The sequence below is a fragment of the Chryseobacterium camelliae genome (genome assembly GCF_030818575.1).
Classification (GTDB): Bacteria; Bacteroidota; Bacteroidia; order Flavobacteriales; family Weeksellaceae; genus Chryseobacterium; species Chryseobacterium camelliae_A.
Genome location: NZ_JAUTAL010000001.1, coordinates 3,495,814 through 3,515,571, shown reverse-complemented (window position 1 = coordinate 3,515,571; position 19,758 = coordinate 3,495,814). Strand labels below are relative to the sequence as shown.

Here is a 19,758-nt window from a genome sequence, read left to right as displayed (position 1 = left end):
ATCACGCAAAAAATAAATAAGCCAGCGCAATGGAAGTGATAATCCCAACGAGATCCGCCAGAAGCATGGCAACAACCGTGTATCGGGTGTTTTTTACAGCTACAGCCCCAAAATATACGGCAATAACGTAAAACGTCGTATCTGAGCTTCCCTGGAGAACGGCTGCCAGTTTGCCCTGGAAGCTGTCGGCACCGAAAGTACTCATGGTATCCACCATCATTCCCCGGGCTCCTGAACCGGATAACGGCTTAATCAGAGCAGTCGGCAGTCCGTCAACAAACCTTGGATCCACATTGGCCGCATTGGCCACCCATTTCATCCCGTCAATGATCACATCAAAAACGCCGGAAGTCCTCAGCAGGGAAATTGCAATCAGCATTCCGACTAGGTATGGGATGATTTTAACGCAGGTCCAGAAACCTTCTTTTGCGCCATCGATAAAAGCATCAAAAATATTGATCTTCTTGTAGGTGGCGCCCAGGACAATGGCCAGGAAAATAAACAGAATAAGGCCATTGCTCACCACTTTGCTGAAACCATCAAGCTCGTCTTTACTTAGCTGTACCAAATACAGCACCAGCAGGGCAATAATTGCTGAAATACCCCCTACATAGGCAATGACGACAGGCCTCAGGAGATTGATTTTCTGGTATGCGGAAACAATCACCATAGCAGCAAGTGTTGCCGTAAAAGTGGCGATCATGCACGGAAGGAATATATCTGTAGGCGTTTTGGAGCCCATGGATGCCCTGATGGCAATAATGGAAACGGGAATAAGGGTCATACCTCCTGCATGCAGGCAGAGGAACATGATCTGGGAATTGCTGGCCGTATCTTTGTTGGTATTCAGCGACTGGAGGCTCTCCATAGCCTTTAATCCGAAAGGAGTGGCCGCATTGTCCAACCCAAGAAGATTGGCACTGAAGTTCATCAGCATGTGCCCGAAGGCAGGGTGGTTTTTGGGGATTTCAGGAAAAAGCTTTGAAAAGAATGGCTGAATCAGCCGGCTGAGAAGATTAATCCCTCCTGCCTTTTCCGCAATGCTCATAAAACCCATGAACAGGGTCATGATACCAACCAGCCCAAGGCATATTTTTACGGCTGTTTCAGAGGTGCCGATTACACCATCAGCTTCCTGTACCCGGTATACTTTTACATCCTGTTTTACAGAATCGGTCTTATAATGGATCCTGCTGTCTGCAAAATCCGGCTTTCTCATCAGGCTGTCGCGTACTACAGGAGAGAGGGCACTCATTTTCTGTGTTGCAATCTGTACCGTATCACCGCCTTTCCCTACCACCATATCATTGAAAATAGTTTTGTAGTGGTCTGATGAAATGTATTTTATACTTGCGATAGCAATAGCTACTATGATAAATGCGGACCAAATTCTGCTGAGAACCATCGGATTGAATTATGTTGGGTTAAACTTATCAAAAAAACTTCAGATTACAAAGGATGCCGTCATCAATGGTAAATTTATAATACGTCTTAAAATTCACTTGCGGAGCAACATTGACTAGCAGAGCGAATTGACTATTCACAATTATCAACCTATTCCTCATCCAGATACACCAGGAAACCATCAAACTCATCATCCAGGCTTTTCAGCACTTTGGCGTCCTTCATTTTCTTTTCCAGACCGTCTATAAAAAAGCTTTTCTCGAAGAACTGGCGATGGGTTCCGGGGAGGAGTTCCATGAAGTAATCCATTCCGATTTTGTTGTTATGGAGGTCCATTTTGGTTTCCAGAGGTTTATTCGGAAAAAGCTCCTCGTGCAGATCCGTAATTCTTTTGCAGAATTTCAGGGCTTTTTCAGGCGAGGATATTTTACAGCAGTACATCATGATCAGGCAGCACCATAAAGCATGCCTGAAGGAATTTCCGATGCCATTATTTGAGGCGGTTTTCGGGAACTTTTTCTGAGCGATGCTATACGCTTTAATGGTAGCATAAAAGCTGAGTATGGAGAATAAAGGGTGCGGCAGCACAAGAGACAAAAGACGGAAGATCTTTTTAAGGCTCATGCTCCGGATGGTATTGAAAAATATACTGAAGGTCCTCATAGATAAAAAAATCTCTCCCGGTATGAGAGAGATTCAAAAATATCTTAATTAGTTTTATGCATGTACTGTTAACAGATTGACTGTTTTGGATACCACATCTTTAATTTCTGTTCTCTTGACGATAAAATCAACGAAACCTTTTTCCTGAAGGAATTCCGAAGTCTGGAAGCCTTCCGGAAGGTCTCTTCCGATGGTCTCACGGATTACCCTAGGGCCGGCAAACCCAATCAGTGCTCCCGGCTCAGCCATGATAATATCGGCTGTCATGGCGAATGATGCTGTAATACCTCCGAAAGTAGGGTCACAAAGATAAGCGATGTAGAGAAGCCCGGCCTCTGAAAGCTGTGCAAGTTTAGCCTGCACTTTAGCCAGCTGCATCAGGGAATAAGTCGCTTCCTGCATTCTGGCACCTCCTGACTGGCAGATGATCATGTACGGAAGTTTCTTCTCTATACAGTAATCTACCGCTCTTCTGATCTTTTCACCCATCACAGATCCTAGAGATCCTCCGATGAAAGCGAAATCCATACAGGAAACCACCATCTCAGTTCCTTTTACGGTTCCTACGGCATTTCTGATGGAGTCAGTAAGCTTTGTTTTAGCTTTTACCTCTTTCAGACGGTCTGCGTAAGGCTTGGTATCTTTAAAGTTCAGGATATCAATACTCTCAACATTTGCATCGAGTTCAGTGAATTTTCCTTCATCGAAAAGAATATCGAAAAATTCCGCACTGCCGATTCTTACATGAAATCCGTCTTCCGGAGAAACATAGTTGTTTCTTCTCAGCTCATCATGCTCCACGATCTTTCCGGATGGTGTCTGATGCCAAAGGCCTTTGGGAACATCCTTCTTTTCATCAGTAGAAGTAGTAATATTCTGTGCTTTTCTTTTAAACCAGTCGAATGCCATTGTGCTTGTATTAATGTATAATGTAAAATGTATTCATGCGGGGTATGGTTTCCTTTGCATGAATACATTTACAGTTTCTTATTTTAAAGTGTTGACGTTATTTAAATCTTCAAATGCCTTAACCAGTCTTGCAGAGAAAGTTTCTTCTCCTTTTCTCACCCATACTCTAGGATCATAGAACTTTTTGTTAGGCTTTTCTTCTCCTTCAGGGTTTCCGATCTGGGATCTCAGGTAGTCGATATGGTCTACCATATAATCTCTGATCCCCTCTGTATAGGCAAACTGAAGGTCGGTATCAATATTCATTTTGATTACTCCGTAGTCGATAGCTTCCCTGATCTCCTCGATAGTAGAACCTGATCCTCCATGGAATACAAAATTTACCGGTTTGGCAGCCGTTCCGAACTTTTCCTGAACATATTTCTGAGAATTGTCAAGGATTTTCGGGGTCAGTACCACATTCCCAGGTTTGTAAACCCCATGCACGTTTCCGAAAGCTGCCGCAATCGTGAAATTCTCGGAAATGGCTTTTAGCTTTTCATAGGTATAGGCAACATCTTCCGGCTGAGTATACAGCTTGGAGTTGTCTACATCAGAGTTGTCCACTCCGTCTTCTTCTCCTCCGGTAACGCCGATTTCCACTTCCAGGGTCATCTGCATTTTAGCCATTCTTTCAAAATACTTCGCAGAGGTTTCAAGGTTTTCCTCCAGAGATTCTTCTGAAAGGTCAAGCATATGGGAGGAATACAATGATTTTCCGGTTTGTCTGAAGTAGTCTTCATTTGCCTCCATCAGCCCGTCGATCCAAGGAAGCAGTTTCTTGGCACAGTGGTCTGTATGTAAAATAACAGTTGCTCCGTAAGCTTCAGCTAAAGTATGGATATGTTTCGCGCCGGCAATTGCACCCAGAATGGCCGCTTTCTGCCCTTCATTGCTCAATCCTTTTCCTGCATTGAAAGCAGATCCGCCATTAGAAAACTGGATGATAACAGGAGAGTTCAGTCTTGCAGCGGTTTCCATAACTGCATTTACGTTGCTGGATCCGATAACGTTTACAGCAGGCAATGCAAACCTGTTTTCTTTGGCATGCTGGAAAATATCTGTCACTAGCTGTCCTGTGGCAACTCCTGCCGGGAAAATTCTGCTCATATCTTAATTTTTAATGAATGTATTATGTATTTAAATAAACCTTGTAAAGGTACTAATTTTTGATGAATTACTAATTTCTTTTATCTCTTCCCCAAAGCAGCTTCTGGCGGATGGTTTCATAAAAGCTCAGGTTGTTCGGCTGCACCAGGAGAATCTGGAATGCTGCTTTCTTAATGATGATCTCCTTATCCGTTTCTATATGGATCAGCCTGGAATCCAGGGAAAGAGAGTATTGAGGCACACGGCTTTCCACTCTGAATTTAATTTCCACCTTATCATTAACAATCAGTGGCCTCACATTCAGGTTGTGGGGTGCAATCGGAGTGATGACGAAATTTTCGTTATTGGGAGAAATAATCGGTCCCCCGCAGCTTAAAGAATATGCTGTTGAACCGGTAGGTGTTGATATAATGACTCCATCTCCCCAGAAAACATTGAGGAATTCATTATTGATGTATGAATCCACGGTAATCATGGAGGTCGTTTCCTTCCTGGAAATGGTAACATCATTCAGCGCATACGGGAAAAAACCTTCAAGTCCCTCGGAGATCACCTGAATAACCGCTCTTCTGCTGGTTTTCACGTTGCCTTTCAGAATGGAATCCAGCTCATTGAATGCCTCTTCTTTAGTGAAGCTTGCCAGGAAACCGAGCCGGCCGGTATTAACTCCCACAATCGGAATCTCAAGATCTTCCACGAAAATAAGGGAATTTACGATGGTACCATCGCCCCCGAATGTGAAAAATAGGTCTACCTCCTTATCAATAAGGTCCTGTTTGCCGTTGAATGTCTCAAAGATTTTCGAGAACTGAAGTGCTTCAGCCATTTCATCATATAAAACTGATTTTACCCCTCTGTTTTCAAGTTCTGAAATAAACTTGCTCAGATATAAAAAAGTATCAAGATCTTTTTTCTGAGAGTATATGGCTGCCTTCATGCTATATTTCTATAAATTTTTGGAAAAATCCGAACCGGTCCTTAAAGAGATCCGATTTATCGTCGGAATAATACTTTTCTACGATCCTGTAATCATACCTGTCAAAAGTAGCATCCACTGAAGACAGGTTTTCGTTGCTGATCTTAATGGTGACATGAATGACCTCGTCAGACATAAAGCTGATAAATCCACCGTAAAACTTGGAATTATTGCTTTCCACAATATTGGCAATTTCCGTCATGGAATATTTCCTTGCCGGGGTTTCTACCGTAAGGATAGCTCCGGATTCTGAAAACAGTGGATATTTGGACAGGTCCTGGAAAATATCGTCACAGCAGATGTATCCCAGGTATTTCTCATTTTTGTTGATCACCGGGATTACATTCGCACTGAATGTGTGAAATAAGCGAATGCTATCCATGATATTATGATCTTCAAGGATCGCAAACCGCTCAATCTGGTGTTCCAGGTCTTTCAGGAGGCCGTCTTCCTCATACAGGAAATCCTGTGCAATGGCACCGTAAAAAAGATTGGATTTTTTAATGAAAATATGGGAATATCCGAAGTCCTCTAATGTATTTCTTGCCGATTCAATAGAATCAGTGAGGTTGAAACACGGGAAATCTTTTGAGATATAATCCTTGATAAACATGATGCTAATTTATAAAAAATAAAATAAAATTATTTCCGGACCCATGACTTTTTTTTCTTACCAACGAAAAAAAAGCCTTTTTAAAATTTGTTTGTGATGAAAAAAGAATTACCTTTGTAGCCTTTCATTTTTACTTTTTATTAGATTTATTTCAAACTGCACTGTCAAAAAGACATATGCAGTTTTTTATTTTAAGGCCTTGGCAAATTCCCACATAACAATCCCCCCGCACACACTTACATTAAGTGAATGCTTCGTTCCCAGCTGCGGAATCTCGATAAACGAATCCATATGCTGAAGGGCATCATCACTGATGCCATCTACTTCGTTTCCTAAAACCACCGCATATTTTTGTTTCTTTTCAATCTCAAAATCAGAAATCTCCAGGCTATTGGTCGTCTGTTCCACTCCTATGATGCGGTAACCTGCGCTTTTTAAATCATTAACTGCTGTTACGGTATTCTTTTCATATGACCAGTCTACACTTTCCGTAGCACCCAGAGCCGCTTTATGGATCTCCCGGTGCGGCGGCTGCGGAGTGATGCCGCAAAGGATGATTTTTTCAATAAGGAAGGCGTCAGCAGTTCTGAATGTGGCTCCTACATTGTGCATACTCCTGATATTATCTAAAATAACGGTCAACGGAATCTTATCCGTTTTTTTGAAGGTCTCTACATCAATCCTGTTCAGCTCCTCCAGCTTTAATTTCTGTACCAAAGTATTTGTCTCTTTTTTTATGCGTGGTTTATATTTATGTACGATTCTATAAGTAAATCGGATTTTACAGCAGATTATTTTGTGTCCATAATCTGATGGACGTTTTTTTCAATATTTTGTGCAATGGTTTCCATTGGGATATCATTTTCATCATTGTTAAAAGGATCTTCAATTTCTTCTGCAATCAGCTCAAGGCTCATCAGGACGTAATATACAAAAACGGTCAGCGGAATCATGAACATGCCAATATTAATAACGTATGCTACGGGCAGGGCAAGGACATACAGGATGATGAACTTCTTCACAAATGAAGAATAAGAATAGGGAATGGGTGTATTTTTAATCCGCTCACAGGCGCCACAGACGTCGAGGAAGCCTGAAAGCTGGGTATCGAGATAGATCATTTCAACATCCGAAATCTTACCGTCCTTTTTCAGCTGATGCAGCTTGTGTGACAGCAGTGTGATGATTTCACTGGGGCCATGTTGCTTTAGGGATTTTTCGATTTCCGAATAATCTTCATCCAGGGCCAATCTGGTAGATTCCTTAGACAGGTGTTTCGCCAGAAAGTGCGGGAAAAATTTCAGGTATCTAGCAATCTGGTGGATGTCTTTAGTATTCCCTTCCAGCAGGATCGTTACTTTAATAGCAAAATTTCGGGTATCATTAACCAGTTTCCCCCATAGTTTACGACCCTCCCACCAACGGTCATACGCCGTATTCGTCCTGAATACCAATAAAAGCGAAAGCACAAAGCCCAACAAGGAATGGATGAGTCCTACATTGCTTACCTTGGATTTTGAGTTAAGATGCAGGTACTCCAGTTCCAGATAAGCGATTCCGTAAGAATACAACCCTACGAGAATCATTGTAGGAAACAATATTTTCAGGGTGTCGCTTTTGTGTAAGCTGAACAGGATTTTCAGGAAATTCTTGGTGTTATAAGCCCTCATAATAGTTGTTCGTGTACAAATATAAATGATTTCATGATATATCCGTCTTACGGAAAGCCGTAAAATATAGAAGCCGTTCTTCTTTTTCTTTGCATAAAAAAGATGGGATATTATAGAAAAGGTCATTTCAGGAAAAGCGGAAAATGGGTCAGCGGACATTATGTAAGCTCATTAGGCAGGAGGAAAACCAGGTTTAAGGGTCCGCAGGGCTGTGCGGTGCTGTTTTTTTGCGGAATCATAACGGTTGTATGGTATGCTTTTCATTGAGGCTCATCTAGTGCGATGACAGATGATAAGTGATTTCAGGATGAAAATTTTTCTGAAATTCAAAAAAACTGTATTTTTATTCGCATTAAAAATAACACCAAATGATCCTTGAAAATGTAGATACCGTAACCGATATCAGTAAAGAAGATTTCCAGAAAAATTATTTTAAAAGGCATAAGCCGCTTCTGATCAAGAATTTTGCAAGCAGATGGGACGCTTTCGATCAGTGGAACTTTGATTTCATCCGTGAAAAGGCAGGAGATCAGGAAGTTCCCCTGTATGATAACAAACCCGCTGATGCTTCCAAGAGTTCCGATGCTCCTGTAACGCATATGAAGATGCGTGATTATATAGACACCATTACAAGTAAACCATCAGACCTGCGTATCTTCTTTTATATCATTACAGACCGCCTGCCGGAACTGCTCAAGAACTTTACGTATCCCGATCTCGGAATGAAATTTTTTAAGCGTCTGCCGACCCTGTTCTTCGGAGGAAGCGAAGCCCATGTGCTCATGCATTATGATGTAGATCTTGGAGATTTTATCCATATTCATTTTCAGGGAAAGAAGAGGATTCTGTTATTTGACCAGAAACAGTCTGCATTTTTATATAAGGTACCGCTTTCTGTACATACCGTTTATGATCTCGATTACGAAAATCCGGATTATGAAAAATTTCCCGCTCTTAAACATGCTAAAGGCTTTGAGATTTTTATGGAGCACGGAGATGCTTTGTTTATTCCCGGAGGATTCTGGCATTTTAACCGGTATTTAGAGCCTGGTTTTTCCATGTCGCTCAGGGCGCTTCCGCATCGGCCGGGTGTTTTCTTTAATATGCTTTACCATGTTTTCATCATGAGATATACGGATAAACTGATGCGCAGGATCTTTAAGGCAAGATGGGTAAATTACAAACAGCAGTGGGCACATCAGAAGAGCTCCGAGGCACTGAAAAAACATTTTATATAAATCCTGCTGATCAAATTTTTTACGGATACAATGAGTATACTGCTGCAAAAGGCCTGTTCATTACGGAGCATGAACTAGTTTGGGCAAAGCCTTTACTGCTTTTATTTTATTTCATACTTTTACCGTCCCAATTTTAAGACAGATTTTAATGGCAAAAACGAAGAAAGAGACCCCGCTCATGACGCAATACAATACCATCAAGGCAAAATATCCTGATGCACTTCTGCTGTTCAGGGTAGGGGATTTCTACGAAACTTTCGGACAGGATGCCGTTAAAACCTCCCAGATTCTGGGAATTGTTTTAACCAAAAGAAATAATGGCGAAGGCCACGTAGAACTGGCAGGATTTCCCCACCATTCTATAGATTCCTATCTTCCAAAACTCGTCAGAGCAGGAATGAGGGTAGCCATCTGTGATCAGCTGGAAGATCCCAAAATGGTTAAAGGCATTGTCAAAAGGGGAGTGACGGAATTGGTAACGCCAGGAGTTACCTTTAACGACCAGGTCCTGAATTCCAAAAAGAATAATTTTCTGCTTTCTCTTCATAAAGAGAAAGAGAAATATGGCATCGCCCTTGTGGATGTCTCTACCGGGGAATTTCTGGTAAGCGAGGGCAACCTTGATAAACTGCTCCATATTGTCAATACATTCGATCCCAGCGAGATTATTTACCAGCGCAGTGTCCAGATGCCGGACCAGCTGAAAAACAGAAGCGCTTTTAAGCTTGAAGACTGGGCCTATCAGCATGCTTTTGCCTATGAAAAGCTGACCAACCACTTTAAAACCCAGTCGCTGAAAGGGTTTGGTGTAGATCACCTGCCACTGGCCATCACGGCTGCCGGGGCGATATTTGCGTATCTGGTAGAGGATACCCACCACAACCTGCTTTCACACATCACCAAAATCTGTATCATCCCTCAGGATGATTACCTGATGATGGACCACTTCACACTGAGGAATCTTGAAATCGTATACCCGAGCCATCCCCAGGGAAAATCCCTGCTGGATATTATAGACAAAACCTGTACTCCTATGGGTGGGAGGCTGCTCAGAAGAAGGATCATCCTTCCGCTGAAATCCGTGAATGAGATCAGCAGAAGACTTGCACTGATCGACTTCCTGAATGAGCACGACCAGCTTAAGTATGAAATAGGGCAATTGCTGAAATCGATTTCCGACCTGGACAGGCTCATGGGAAAACTGGCTGCTGAAAAGCTTTCCCCCAAAGAATTGGGTTACCTCCGCCAGAGCCTGATCAACATTCATAAAATAAAAGGGCTTCTGCATCCGCATGCAGATGTATTAGCATGGCTGGAGCCTTTGTATGACCTTGAACAACTGATTGTTTTCCTGCAGAACCACCTTAATGAAGAACTGCCGGTAAGCATCGCGAAAGGCAATATCCTCAAGGAAGGTATTTCTGAAGAGCTTGACCGCCTGAGAAACCTCCAGAGCAAGGGACGCGGCTTCCTGGACGAAATGTGCCAACGTGAAGTAGAGCGCACAGGAATTACCAGCCTTAAAATTGATTTCAACAATGTTTTCGGATATTATATTGAAGTACGGAATACCCATAAGGACAAAGTTCCGGATGACTGGGTAAGAAAACAGACGCTGGTGAATGCAGAACGATATATTACCGAAGAGCTGAAAGAATACGAAAACCAAATCCTCGGAGCAGAAGAAAAAATAGGCGTGCTGGAAAATGAGCTGTACAGAAATGTGTGCTCTGAGACTATGGTATATATCGACCAGATTCAGGAAAACTCAGGCATCATCGCACAACTCGATGTTGCCGTAGGCTTTTCGGAATTGGCCGTGTCGGAAAGTTATACAAGACCAGTATTGAACGAGAGTTTTGCCATCGACCTGAAAGAAGCCCGGCACCCGATTATTGAAAATGCACTTCCTCTGGGTGAAAAATATATTCCGAACGACATTTTCCTGGATAAGGACACCCAACAGATCATCATGGTGACCGGTCCGAACATGGCCGGTAAATCAGCCATCCTCCGCCAGACGGCTATTGTCTGCTTACTGGCCCAGATTGGCAGCTTTGTTCCGGCAAAACATGCTGAGATCGGGATTTTAGATAAGATCTTTACCAGAGTAGGGGCTACGGATAATATTTCTGCCGGAGAATCGACTTTCATGGTGGAGATGAATGAAGCAGCCAATATACTTAACAATATTTCCGAAAGAAGCCTGATCCTTCTGGACGAAATCGGACGCGGAACCTCTACTTATGACGGAGTTTCCATCGCATGGGCTATTGCGGAATACCTCCATCAGCATCCTACACAGGCCAAAACCTTGTTTGCCACCCATTACCATGAGCTGAATGAAATGACGGTGAATTTTGAGCGGGTAAAAAATTTCCATGTTTCCATCCAGGAGAATAAAGGGAATATCATTTTCCTAAGAAAATTGGTTCCGGGAGGCAGTGAGCACAGCTTTGGTATTCACGTCGCCAAACTCGCCGGGATGCCATCCAAAGTGGTGAACCGGGCCAACGAGATTTTAAAAACCCTGGAATCAAGCCGGAGCCAGGGTGGAAGTTCTTCTTCTGATACCATTAAAAGGGTTACGGAAGAAAATATGCAGCTTTCGTTTTTTCAGCTTGATGACCCGGTGCTGGAAAATATCCGTGAAGAACTGACAAAAATAGACATCAACACCCTAACTCCGATTGAAGCCTTGATGAAGCTGAATTCAATCAAGAAAATGATTGGAGGATAATCAGTTCTGTAGTTTTGTATGTCTATACAGTTCAATTACCGCTATGGTATAGCCGCCATCCTTCTCTTTCTGGTTGAGGTGTTTATTGCAACCATATTAAAAGATATTTTCTTTGTCAGGGCCTACCTGGGAGATGTGCTGGTTGTCATATTGCTGTATGCATTCGTTCGTAGTTTCATCTGTATGGATGAAGTCAGGCTGATCCTGGGCATTTTTTTATTTTCATGCATGATTGAAACAGCCCAATACTTCAATATTGCAGAAAGGATGGGTTTTGAGCGTGGCAGTATCATGTATATCATTATAGGAAATTCCTTTTCCTGGATTGATATCGTCTGCTATGCAGCCGGATGCATGATCCTGTATGGGGTTGCCAAACTGAAAAGCTAGGCACCGCTATCTTCCGAACGTTCCGTATTTGTCTTCAGCATACTTAATGAAGCGGTTCAGGAGCACTACATTTTCTTTTTCCATTGGAGAAAGGTCATTGTCTACGTTGTCTGATACCGGTATGTACCATTGCGTCTGCTCAAAGAAGTTCCTGAAGGTAGGTTTCTTAAAAGCGTATCCATGCCGTGCGAAAATAGAATTTTTGATGATTTCAAGGTCCAGTTTACGGAGGTTTTTAAGCTCATTTTCAGTTAGTTTCTGTTTGGAGCCGTTCAAAGTAAAGACTGCATCAGAGGCAATCCTGTTTTTCTGGGTGGTATAGCTCTCTGTTTTACCGGTAGATTCATTCGTGTATTTTTCAACAAATTCCTTCGGGTTGTTCCAGTCAATAAGCTCAGAATCCTTATCCAGCATAAAGTTCGGGTTGTAGACAAATTCTTTTTTCGCAAGCTTTACCGTTTTTACAGGAGATTTTACCGCTTTGCTATTAAAGGCATCCCACTTTCCGTTCAGGCTGTCTTTACTAAGTTTAACTTCAAACCGCCCGTCCGTTTTATCATTCCCCGGTTCATCTAGGATAAATGATTCGGAACTGCTGTTAAAAACCCCTCTGAACGGGCGCTGATTGCCGTCTACAATACTCTGTCCGTATACGCTGTCTTTGGTAATGCGGTTGATTTTTAAAGAAATCCTTTTGTATACTTCGCCTTCATATTCCGTACCGTCGGTTTCATCCAGCATCTTCTCTTTTCCGATAAAGTTTCCACTGTAAATGCCGTAGTATTCTTTATGTATCTCCTCAACTTCAGGAGATTTTGCCGCAGACAGGCTGTCTTTTTGTTTACTGGTACCTTCAGACTCTTTTTTACATCCTGTAGCCATTACGGCAAGAAAAGCAAGGAATGTTGGTTTTAAATTTTTCATATCTGTTTTTTTGCGATTAAATATTCAATTAATAAGATATTGGGTACCCAGCCGAGCCATGCGATGATCTGGTAAACGTCCATGGGATTTGGGTGACATAAATATACGATAATTACCTTCCACATTCTCAGGGTAACGGCAGATAATGTCAAGGCAAAGCTGCGCCACATCCATTGTTTATGTTCCCTGAATTTTCTCTGTGTAGCAAAACGGTAAGCTCTAAACGTGGAAAACCACCACAGACAACCCAACATAACGAATGCAATTTTCGAAAAAACCCCTCCATTGGCAAAAATGCCCATATAGATTCCTGACGGAGCGGCAAGCAGCAGGATCAGGAAAATATAAGCCTTTCCTGCATTCCTATGGAAGTTTTTGATCCCGAAATCTCTTCTGATAATACTTAAAAATCCGGACAACAAAACAAAAATGCTGGTATAAACATGGGTATAGAAAAAGCACAGGTACTCTGGCCGGTGCCACACTTCCGTCTGTTTGATCATCAGGAAACTGACGTCGGTTCTCAGCGGAACATATTCCAGGGTAATTTGCAGCATCAGCCAAAAGAAATATCCGAATCCCAGGATCAAAAGGATTTTAAGGACATCCGAAATATTTTTTCTAACGGTATGCATGGTCTTACAGATAACATTCTTTACAGCAGTCTTAAAGCTGTTTTACATACAGAAATGTAAGCAAAAATATGAACTAAATATAATAAAAAATGGCAACTACAGATGAAATTCTTTTGGAGAAGGGATGGCAAAACCCGCAAAGCTCTGAACAGTATATTTCACAGGAATGCATCGCCATAAGTTTCTATACCAACAGGATAACTTCCTTTTTATGCAACCGGCAGAAAAATACTCAATAATTATAGATCAGGCTAAGATCAGTTTAAACGCCAAAAGCAGCTACAAATTATTTCTTTAAATAATCTCGCTTTCCATCTAAAAATCTATGATCTATTAGTTTATCATCTGTTTGTCTCTTTTCAGATTAAGATCCTGTGCAATCAGCCATGCTTCGCTCCAGCATGCCTGGAAATTAAAGCCTCCGGTCACTGCATCAATATTCAGAACCTCTCCTGCGATATAAAATTGCGGCAACAGCTTTGATGTCATGGTTTTAAAGTTAATTTCCTTTAAGTCAATGCCTCCGGCGGTAACAAACTCATCTTTGAAGGTTGATTTTCCCGTCACTTTCATCTTTTTCCTACACAGGTTTTCAATGACAGTCTGCATTTCTTTCCCCGAGAGATGGGCGACCTGTTTATTGAGATCGATTTTTGAAACTTCTAAAATCCTTTGCCAGAAACGGTTGGTGATATCAAAAATTTTTGACTGTCCAATGGTCTTTTTAGGATTGGACTGCTTGAAATCCATGAACATTTTTTCTGCTTCGTCTATCGGTTTTGAAATGAAATTGACTTCAATTTCAAAATGGTATTTCATCTTAGCCAGACTGATTGCTTCCCAGGCTGATATCTTAAGGATAGCAGGGCCGGAAAGACCCCAATGGGTAATCAGCAGAGGGCCGCTTTCTTCCGTTTTCAGCTGCGGAATAGAGGTTTCTGCCATTTCAAAACTCGTTCCGGCAAGATCTTTTAGCAGATCATCTTTAATGTTGAACGTAAAAAGAGAAGGAACGAGATCAATAATCTTATGGCCGAGGTTTTCAATGATTTTCAGTGATTTGGGTGAGCTTCCGGTTGTGTAGATGACAATGTCTGCTATAAAATCGCCCAGGCTGGTTTTGATCAGATAAGCCGCATCCAGCTTTTCAATTTCCTTTACTGAACATTTGGTCTTTACCTCAATATTTTTTTGCTGTATCTCCTGCGTCATGGCGTTAATGATGCTCTGTGAAGAATTGCTTTCCGGGAAAACGCGGTTATCCTGTTCAATTTTCAGCGGAACATTCCTGCGTTCAAACCAGTCCATGGTATCTCCAGGCTGAAATTTAGTGAAAACACTTAGCAGTTCCTTATTCCCACGGGGATAGAACTGTACGAGCTCCCTAGGATCAAAGCAGGCATGGGTAACATTGCAGCGTCCACCTCCGGAAACCTTTACTTTCTGAAGGACATCCGAGTTCTGTTCCAGGATGGTGATATGATATTGGTTTTCGTCCAGGTTGGCGGCACAGAAAAACCCGGCTGCTCCTCCTCCGATAATGATAATTTTCTTCATGATTTCTTAATCTTATGCGCAAGATTACTTTTGCAAAACTACAATTTTTATAAACCATCTTATTTGAGTAATTTTGATGAATATAATTTTTTGATTTTAATCGAAAAAAGACGCCGCAAAAGGGATGAAGTTTCAGTTGTTTCAACAAGTAAGGCAATTGGTTCAATATTTTTCGCGGCAGGATAAGTTAAATTTTATATTTAAATACATCTTAAATGATTTACTACCATACCTTTGAAGTACGCTGGAGCGACCTTGATGCCAATAAACATTTAGCCAATTCATCTTACGTGCAGTACTGCGCACAGGCCAGGATGGCTTTTATGACCAAAGAAAAAATGGGGGTTACCCAGCTTAGCAGATGGGGGATAGGGCCCGTGATCCTTCATGAAAGGTATTCTTTCTTCAAGGAAATCTATGCGGATCAGACCGTTATCGTGAGTGTGGAAATCGATGGATGTTCAGATGATTCCTCCATTTACAGGTTTGTACATAAGTTTTATACTCCGGAGGGGATTCACTGCGCCACAGCAGAAGCCACCGGCGTCTGGATCGATATGATGCTGAGAAAGATGACGACTCCTCCGGATGATGTGGTAGAAGCCATGAACAAATACAAATCTCCGGAAACCGCAGTATTAACAAGAGAGGATTTCAAAAAATTACCTTTCCATCCGCATAATATCAATCCGGAGGTATTCCAATAAATATATGGTGGATGATCAGTGATACCTGATGATCCAGGTGATTACAAAACACTTATTGCTCATTACCTAACCTATTACGCATTACTTATACATAAATTATGTTCGAAGATAAATCACAGGAATTAACGCCGATTTCCAAGTTGGGCGAATTCGGTCTTATTAAACATTTAACGCAATATTTTCCTTTATCCAACGAGTCTTCAGAACTTGGTGTGGGAGATGATGCGGCAATCGTTAATCCGGGTAACAGGAAGATTGTCCTTACTACGGATATGCTTGCAGAAGGTGTTCATTTTAATCTGGGATATGTGCCGCTGAAACATTTGGGTTATAAAGCAGTGGTGGTAAACCTCAGCGATATTGCTGCAATGAATGCAACTCCTGCACAGATCCTGGTTTCCCTTGCTGTTTCCAACCGTTTTCCGGTGGAAGCGCTAGAAGAAATTTATGCCGGAATTCAGGCAGCTTGTGCAAGATACAAGGTAGATCTGATCGGTGGCGATACTACGAGTTCTAATGCCGGGCTTGTGATGAGCATTACCGCTGTTGGAATGGAGAACGGGGAAAAAATGGTTAAGAGAAGCAATGCAAAGCCCAATGACCTGCTGGTCGTAACCGGAGATTTGGGAGGAGCCTACATGGGTCTGCAAATCCTGGAGCGGGAACATGCAGTATATTTGGCAGATCCTAATATGCAGCCCGAAATGGAAGGCTATGATTATATTCTTGAACGCCAGCTGAAGCCGGAGGCGAGAACAGATGTTAAAGGAATTCTGGAACAGCTGGATATCCGGCCGACTTCCATGATCGATATTTCAGACGGCCTGGCTTCAGAAATTTTGCATCTTTCAGATCAGTCGGGAGTAGGTTTCAGGCTATACGAGGAGAAAATCCCGATGGACAACCTGACGATCACGACAGCGGATGAATTTAACCTGAATCCGGTGATGTCTGCTTTAAGCGGAGGCGAAGACTACGAACTGCTGTTCACGATTTCCCCGAATGATTTCGATAAAATTAAAAACCATCCGGATTTTACCATCATCGGCCATGCCGTTACCAAGGAAGACGGTAATTTTATGGTCGCAAGAGGATCTAACCAAATGGTCGCATTAACTGCGCAGGGTTGGGATGCTTTTTTGGGGAATCAGCAAGAATAGGTTACCTTTTATATCGTAAAAAAACCACTGCAAAGGCGGTGGTTTTTTATGTCTTATTTTTTCTGTAATTACTCTTTTTTAATATCTGCTTTTGCGTCCTGATAGGTTTTATCTACTGCTTTTGCTCCCTTCTTGGCTGTTTTCTTAGTCCATTTTGCTGCGTTTGTTACCCCTTTTTTGGTAGCGTCATAGCCTTTTTCAGTTGTTTTGCCGGTCCATTCTGCGCCATCTTTAGCTGCTTTACCTACTGTTTTAGCATCTTTTTTTATTTCCTGCTTTACGGAATTTGTTTTTTGTGCTGATATGCCGATTCCGAATAAAAGAATCACAGCAACTGAATATAATCTCTTTTTCATTGTAAAATTTTGTTTTAATGATTTTCAAAAATCAGACCATTAATTTATAAAAATTTGGGATATTTTATAATATTGGATGTATAGTAATTTTGTATTGTTAAGGAAATTTAAATGTTCAAAAACCATTGTACTGATCAACAATCCTGGATTTTCGTAATTTCCATTGATGACTTTTTAACGTTTTAATCTGCTTTTCGTTTACTGAATCTATTGCCAGCCATTCTTCTTTATCTACTTTTGGTTTTGGGGATTTCCTGCAATGAATAAGGAAATATAAGAGAATATGCTTACAATATTCCTTTTGCTTTTGAAATTCAAAAGCCAGCTCAATCGAGCTGGCTTTCTATCTGTATGTTAAGGTTTATGCTTTGGCAATATTCAAAATTACCTCCATGGCTTTCTCCATACTTTCCAGCGCTACGTATTCATACGGGCCGTGGAAATTGATTCCTCCTGCGAAAATATTCGGGCATGGCAGTCCCATGTAAGATAACTGCGCTCCGTCGGTTCCCCCACGGATGGCTTTAATCTTCGGCTCAATTCCTGCTTCTTTCATCGCTTTGGCAGCAAGATCAACGATGTGCATTTTACCTTCAAACTGCTGCTTCATGTTCCGGTATTGCTCTTTAATCTCAATTTCAGCCGTTCCTTCGCCGTGCTTCTTATTAAACTCAGCAACTTTTTCTTCCATAAATTTCTTTCTGGCCTCGAACTTATCAGCATCGTGGTCACGGATGATATACTGCAGTTTGGCTTCTGAAATATCGGCATTTAGGTCCATTAAATGGTAAAAACCATCAAAACCTTTGGTAGTAGCGGGAGTTTCATTGGCGGGGAGCATCTGCGCAAATTCCGAAGCAAGCAGTGCGGCATTCACCATTTTTCCGTATGCATATCCAGGATGAACACTCAGCCCGTGGATTTTTACCACGGCTCCTGCTGCATTGAAGTTTTCGTATTCCAATTCTCCTACTTCGCCTCCGTCCATGGTGTAGGCAAACTCTGCCCCGAATTTTGCTACATCGAATTTATGGGCTCCTCTTCCGATTTCTTCATCAGGAGTAAATCCAACAGCGATTCTTCCGTGTTTGATTTCCGGGTGCGCGATTAAATATTCAGCAGCCGTTACTATTTCTGCACAGCCGGCTTTATCATCAGCACCTAAAAGGGTATTTCCGTCCGTGGTAATTAAAGTCTGCCCGGTATATTTTCTTAAACTTTCAAATTTAGCCGGTGAAAGCGTAAATCCGGTAGTCTGGTTAAGGACCAGGTCATTGCCGTCATAGTTTTCCCAAACCTGAGGATTGACATTTTCCCCGCTGAAATCCGGTGAAGTATCGTAATGGGAGATAAACCCTATTGTTGGCTTTTGGCTGTTTTCCAGATTAGACGGAACATAGCCCATGATATAGCCGTTATCATCTATCGAAACATCTTCAAGGCCTATGGTTTTCAGCTCTTCTGCAATATACTTGGCAATATTCCACTGTTGCGGGGTAGAAGGGGTTGCTTCACTTTCTGCATCACTGGTTGAATATATCTTTACGTAGCTTAAAAAACGGTTCAGTAACTTTTCCTTCCACAAAGGGTTGAATTCTATTGTACTCATCTGATGGTATAAATTTCAGCAAAGTTAGCAAATTTGATTTTCAGAATGCATTATCTGAACCAGAAGCTCAGGGAATGAAAAGGGAAGTCTATTTTAAAGGGATGTAAATCAGTGTTTTGTAATTGTTAGCAATATCATGGCTGTTGTTGTTTAGTTTTATTATATTTGAAAAAATCAAAAGTAAAAATGTTTCTTACCGAATGTCCGCGAGATGCCATGCAGGGTTGGGGAAAATTTATTCCTACACACCAAAAGATAGATTACATTAATTCTTTAATGGAAGTGGGCTTTGATGTGCTGGATTGCCTGAGTTTCGTATCTCCGAAAGCGATCCCGCAGATGGCCGATTCACACGAAGTTGCGGAGAATATAGACAAGTCATTGTCCAACACTAAAATTTCTGCGATCATCGGAAATTACCGGGGGGCAGAAAAAGCACTGAAACATCCGTCTGTGGATATTCTGGGCTTTCCGTTTTCTATATCAGAGACCTTTCAGCACAGGAATACCAATAAAAGCCAGGAAGAAGCCTTCAATGAAATCATCAGGATGCTGGAACTGGTAAAAACTGAAGGAAAGCAGCTGAATATTTATTTTTCCATGGCCTTTGGAAACCCGTATGGTGAAATGTGGAAATGGGAAGATGTGGATTTCTGGGCACAGCGTTTTTCAGACATCGGAGTCAAGGATATTTTGCTGTCTGATACTACAGGAGTAGCCACACCACAGACTATTACGCTCTTATTTGAAAAAATCCCTGCCCAATATCCGGAGATTAATTTCGGAGGGCATTTCCACAACCGGTATGAAGATTCTTACTCTAAATTAAAGGCGGCATACGATCAGGGATGCAGGAGATTTGACAGCGCCATCAAAGGAATCGGCGGCTGCCCGATGGCCAAGGATGATCTGGTAGGAAATATGCCTACCGAACAGGTGATCAATTTCATGAGCGTGGAAAAAGCACACCATAAACTGAACCTGCTGAACTTTGAAAGTTCTTATAATAAAGCGAAAGATATTTTTAATTTTTAGGATATCCGGAAAGCTTACCATTT

20 protein-coding genes are annotated in these 19,758 nt (G+C 41.8%); 7 read left to right on the top strand and 13 right to left on the bottom strand.

Annotated elements, in window-relative coordinates:
• Window position 1 precedes the first annotated feature (1 nt).
• The 8 genes from QE404_RS16125 to QE404_RS16090 all read right to left on the bottom strand — a co-directional run bounded on the left by QE404_RS16125 (window position 2) and on the right by QE404_RS16090 (window position 7,384).
• Window positions 2-1,405: a nucleoside recognition domain-containing protein gene (locus QE404_RS16125; RefSeq protein ID WP_307452209.1), complete on the bottom strand. Its 1,404-nt coding sequence runs from the start codon at window positions 1,403-1,405 to the stop codon at window positions 2-4.
• Between the two features lie 149 nt (window positions 1,406-1,554).
• A complete protein-coding gene (locus QE404_RS16120) occupies window positions 1,555-2,067 on the bottom strand; it encodes a DUF6973 domain-containing protein (RefSeq protein WP_307452207.1) in 513 nt (170 codons plus the stop codon).
• A 54-nt stretch (window positions 2,068-2,121) separates the two neighbouring features.
• The gene (gene accD, locus QE404_RS16115) at window positions 2,122-2,976 is read right to left on the bottom strand and encodes an acetyl-CoA carboxylase, carboxyltransferase subunit beta (protein WP_307452205.1); all 855 of its coding nucleotides are present in this window, start codon (window positions 2,974-2,976) and stop codon (window positions 2,122-2,124) included.
• Between the two features lie 78 nt (window positions 2,977-3,054).
• Window positions 3,055-4,125, bottom strand: a complete 1,071-nt coding sequence (gene fbaA, locus QE404_RS16110) for a class II fructose-bisphosphate aldolase (RefSeq protein ID WP_307452204.1) — start codon at window positions 4,123-4,125, stop codon at window positions 3,055-3,057.
• A gap of 70 nt (window positions 4,126-4,195) precedes the next feature.
• Complete coding sequence (locus QE404_RS16105; RefSeq protein WP_307452203.1) at window positions 4,196-5,062, bottom strand: NAD kinase; 867 nt, start codon at window positions 5,060-5,062, stop codon at window positions 4,196-4,198.
• A gap of 1 nt (window position 5,063) precedes the next feature.
• Window positions 5,064-5,714, bottom strand: a complete 651-nt coding sequence (locus tag QE404_RS16100) for a CBS domain-containing protein (RefSeq protein WP_307452201.1) — start codon at window positions 5,712-5,714, stop codon at window positions 5,064-5,066.
• A gap of 186 nt (window positions 5,715-5,900) precedes the next feature.
• Window positions 5,901-6,431 carry an RNA methyltransferase gene (locus tag QE404_RS16095; protein WP_307452199.1) on the bottom strand — a complete coding sequence of 177 codons (531 nt, stop codon included), beginning with the start codon at window positions 6,429-6,431 and terminating at the stop codon, window positions 5,901-5,903.
• A gap of 74 nt (window positions 6,432-6,505) precedes the next feature.
• Window positions 6,506-7,384, bottom strand: a complete 879-nt coding sequence (locus QE404_RS16090) for a bestrophin family protein (protein WP_307452197.1) — start codon at window positions 7,382-7,384, stop codon at window positions 6,506-6,508.
• Between the two features lie 368 nt (window positions 7,385-7,752).
• Between QE404_RS16090 and QE404_RS16085 the strand changes: the two genes are divergently transcribed.
• The 3 genes from QE404_RS16085 to QE404_RS16075 all read left to right on the top strand — a co-directional run bounded on the left by QE404_RS16085 (window position 7,753) and on the right by QE404_RS16075 (window position 11,752).
• Window positions 7,753-8,622 carry a cupin-like domain-containing protein gene (locus QE404_RS16085; protein WP_307452196.1) on the top strand — a complete coding sequence of 290 codons (870 nt, stop codon included), beginning with the start codon at window positions 7,753-7,755 and terminating at the stop codon, window positions 8,620-8,622.
• Window positions 8,623-8,770: 148 nt separating this feature from the next.
• A complete protein-coding gene (gene mutS / locus QE404_RS16080; RefSeq protein WP_307452194.1) occupies window positions 8,771-11,362 on the top strand; it encodes a DNA mismatch repair protein MutS in 2,592 nt (863 codons plus the stop codon).
• Between the two features lie 18 nt (window positions 11,363-11,380).
• Entirely contained in the window at window positions 11,381-11,752 is a 372-nt protein-coding gene (locus QE404_RS16075; RefSeq protein WP_307452193.1) for a ribosomal maturation YjgA family protein, read from the top strand.
• A 6-nt stretch (window positions 11,753-11,758) separates the two neighbouring features.
• On the opposite strand, the gene QE404_RS16070 is transcribed toward QE404_RS16075, so the two are convergent.
• Entirely contained in the window at window positions 11,759-12,676 is a 918-nt protein-coding gene (locus QE404_RS16070; protein WP_307452191.1) for a YARHG domain-containing protein, read from the bottom strand.
• On the bottom strand, window positions 12,673-13,311 hold the full coding sequence (locus QE404_RS16065; RefSeq protein WP_307452189.1) for a DUF2306 domain-containing protein: 639 nt from the start codon (window positions 13,309-13,311) through the stop codon (window positions 12,673-12,675). Before QE404_RS16065 ends, QE404_RS16070 begins: the two co-directional genes overlap by 4 nt.
• Window positions 13,312-13,400: 89 nt before the next feature.
• Here QE404_RS16065 and QE404_RS16060 point away from each other — a divergent pair, with 89 nt between their 5' ends.
• Complete coding sequence (locus tag QE404_RS16060) at window positions 13,401-13,550, top strand: hypothetical protein (RefSeq protein WP_307452187.1); 150 nt, start codon at window positions 13,401-13,403, stop codon at window positions 13,548-13,550.
• 94 nt (window positions 13,551-13,644) lie between these two features.
• Here the strand turns inward: QE404_RS16060 and QE404_RS16055 are convergent, their stop codons facing one another.
• Entirely contained in the window at window positions 13,645-14,868 is a 1,224-nt protein-coding gene (locus QE404_RS16055; RefSeq protein WP_307452185.1) for an NAD(P)/FAD-dependent oxidoreductase, read from the bottom strand.
• Window positions 14,869-15,083: 215 nt separating this feature from the next.
• Between QE404_RS16055 and QE404_RS16050 the strand changes: the two genes are divergently transcribed.
• Both QE404_RS16050 and thiL read left to right on the top strand, forming a co-directional pair.
• The gene (locus tag QE404_RS16050) at window positions 15,084-15,575 is read left to right on the top strand and encodes an acyl-CoA thioesterase (RefSeq protein ID WP_307452183.1); all 492 of its coding nucleotides are present in this window, start codon (window positions 15,084-15,086) and stop codon (window positions 15,573-15,575) included.
• A 98-nt stretch (window positions 15,576-15,673) separates the two neighbouring features.
• Complete coding sequence (gene thiL, locus QE404_RS16045; protein WP_307452181.1) at window positions 15,674-16,735, top strand: thiamine-phosphate kinase; 1,062 nt, start codon at window positions 15,674-15,676, stop codon at window positions 16,733-16,735.
• 68 nt (window positions 16,736-16,803) lie between these two features.
• Here the strand turns inward: thiL and QE404_RS16040 are convergent, their stop codons facing one another.
• Both QE404_RS16040 and pepT read right to left on the bottom strand, forming a co-directional pair.
• The gene (locus tag QE404_RS16040) at window positions 16,804-17,091 is read right to left on the bottom strand and encodes a hypothetical protein (protein WP_307452179.1); all 288 of its coding nucleotides are present in this window, start codon (window positions 17,089-17,091) and stop codon (window positions 16,804-16,806) included.
• Window positions 17,092-17,452: 361 nt separating this feature from the next.
• The gene (gene pepT / locus QE404_RS16035; RefSeq protein ID WP_307452177.1) at window positions 17,453-18,700 is read right to left on the bottom strand and encodes a peptidase T; all 1,248 of its coding nucleotides are present in this window, start codon (window positions 18,698-18,700) and stop codon (window positions 17,453-17,455) included.
• A gap of 186 nt (window positions 18,701-18,886) precedes the next feature.
• Here pepT and QE404_RS16030 point away from each other — a divergent pair, with 186 nt between their 5' ends.
• Entirely contained in the window at window positions 18,887-19,735 is an 849-nt protein-coding gene (locus tag QE404_RS16030) for a hydroxymethylglutaryl-CoA lyase (protein WP_307452175.1), read from the top strand.
• The last annotated feature ends 23 nt before the right edge of the window (window positions 19,736-19,758 follow it).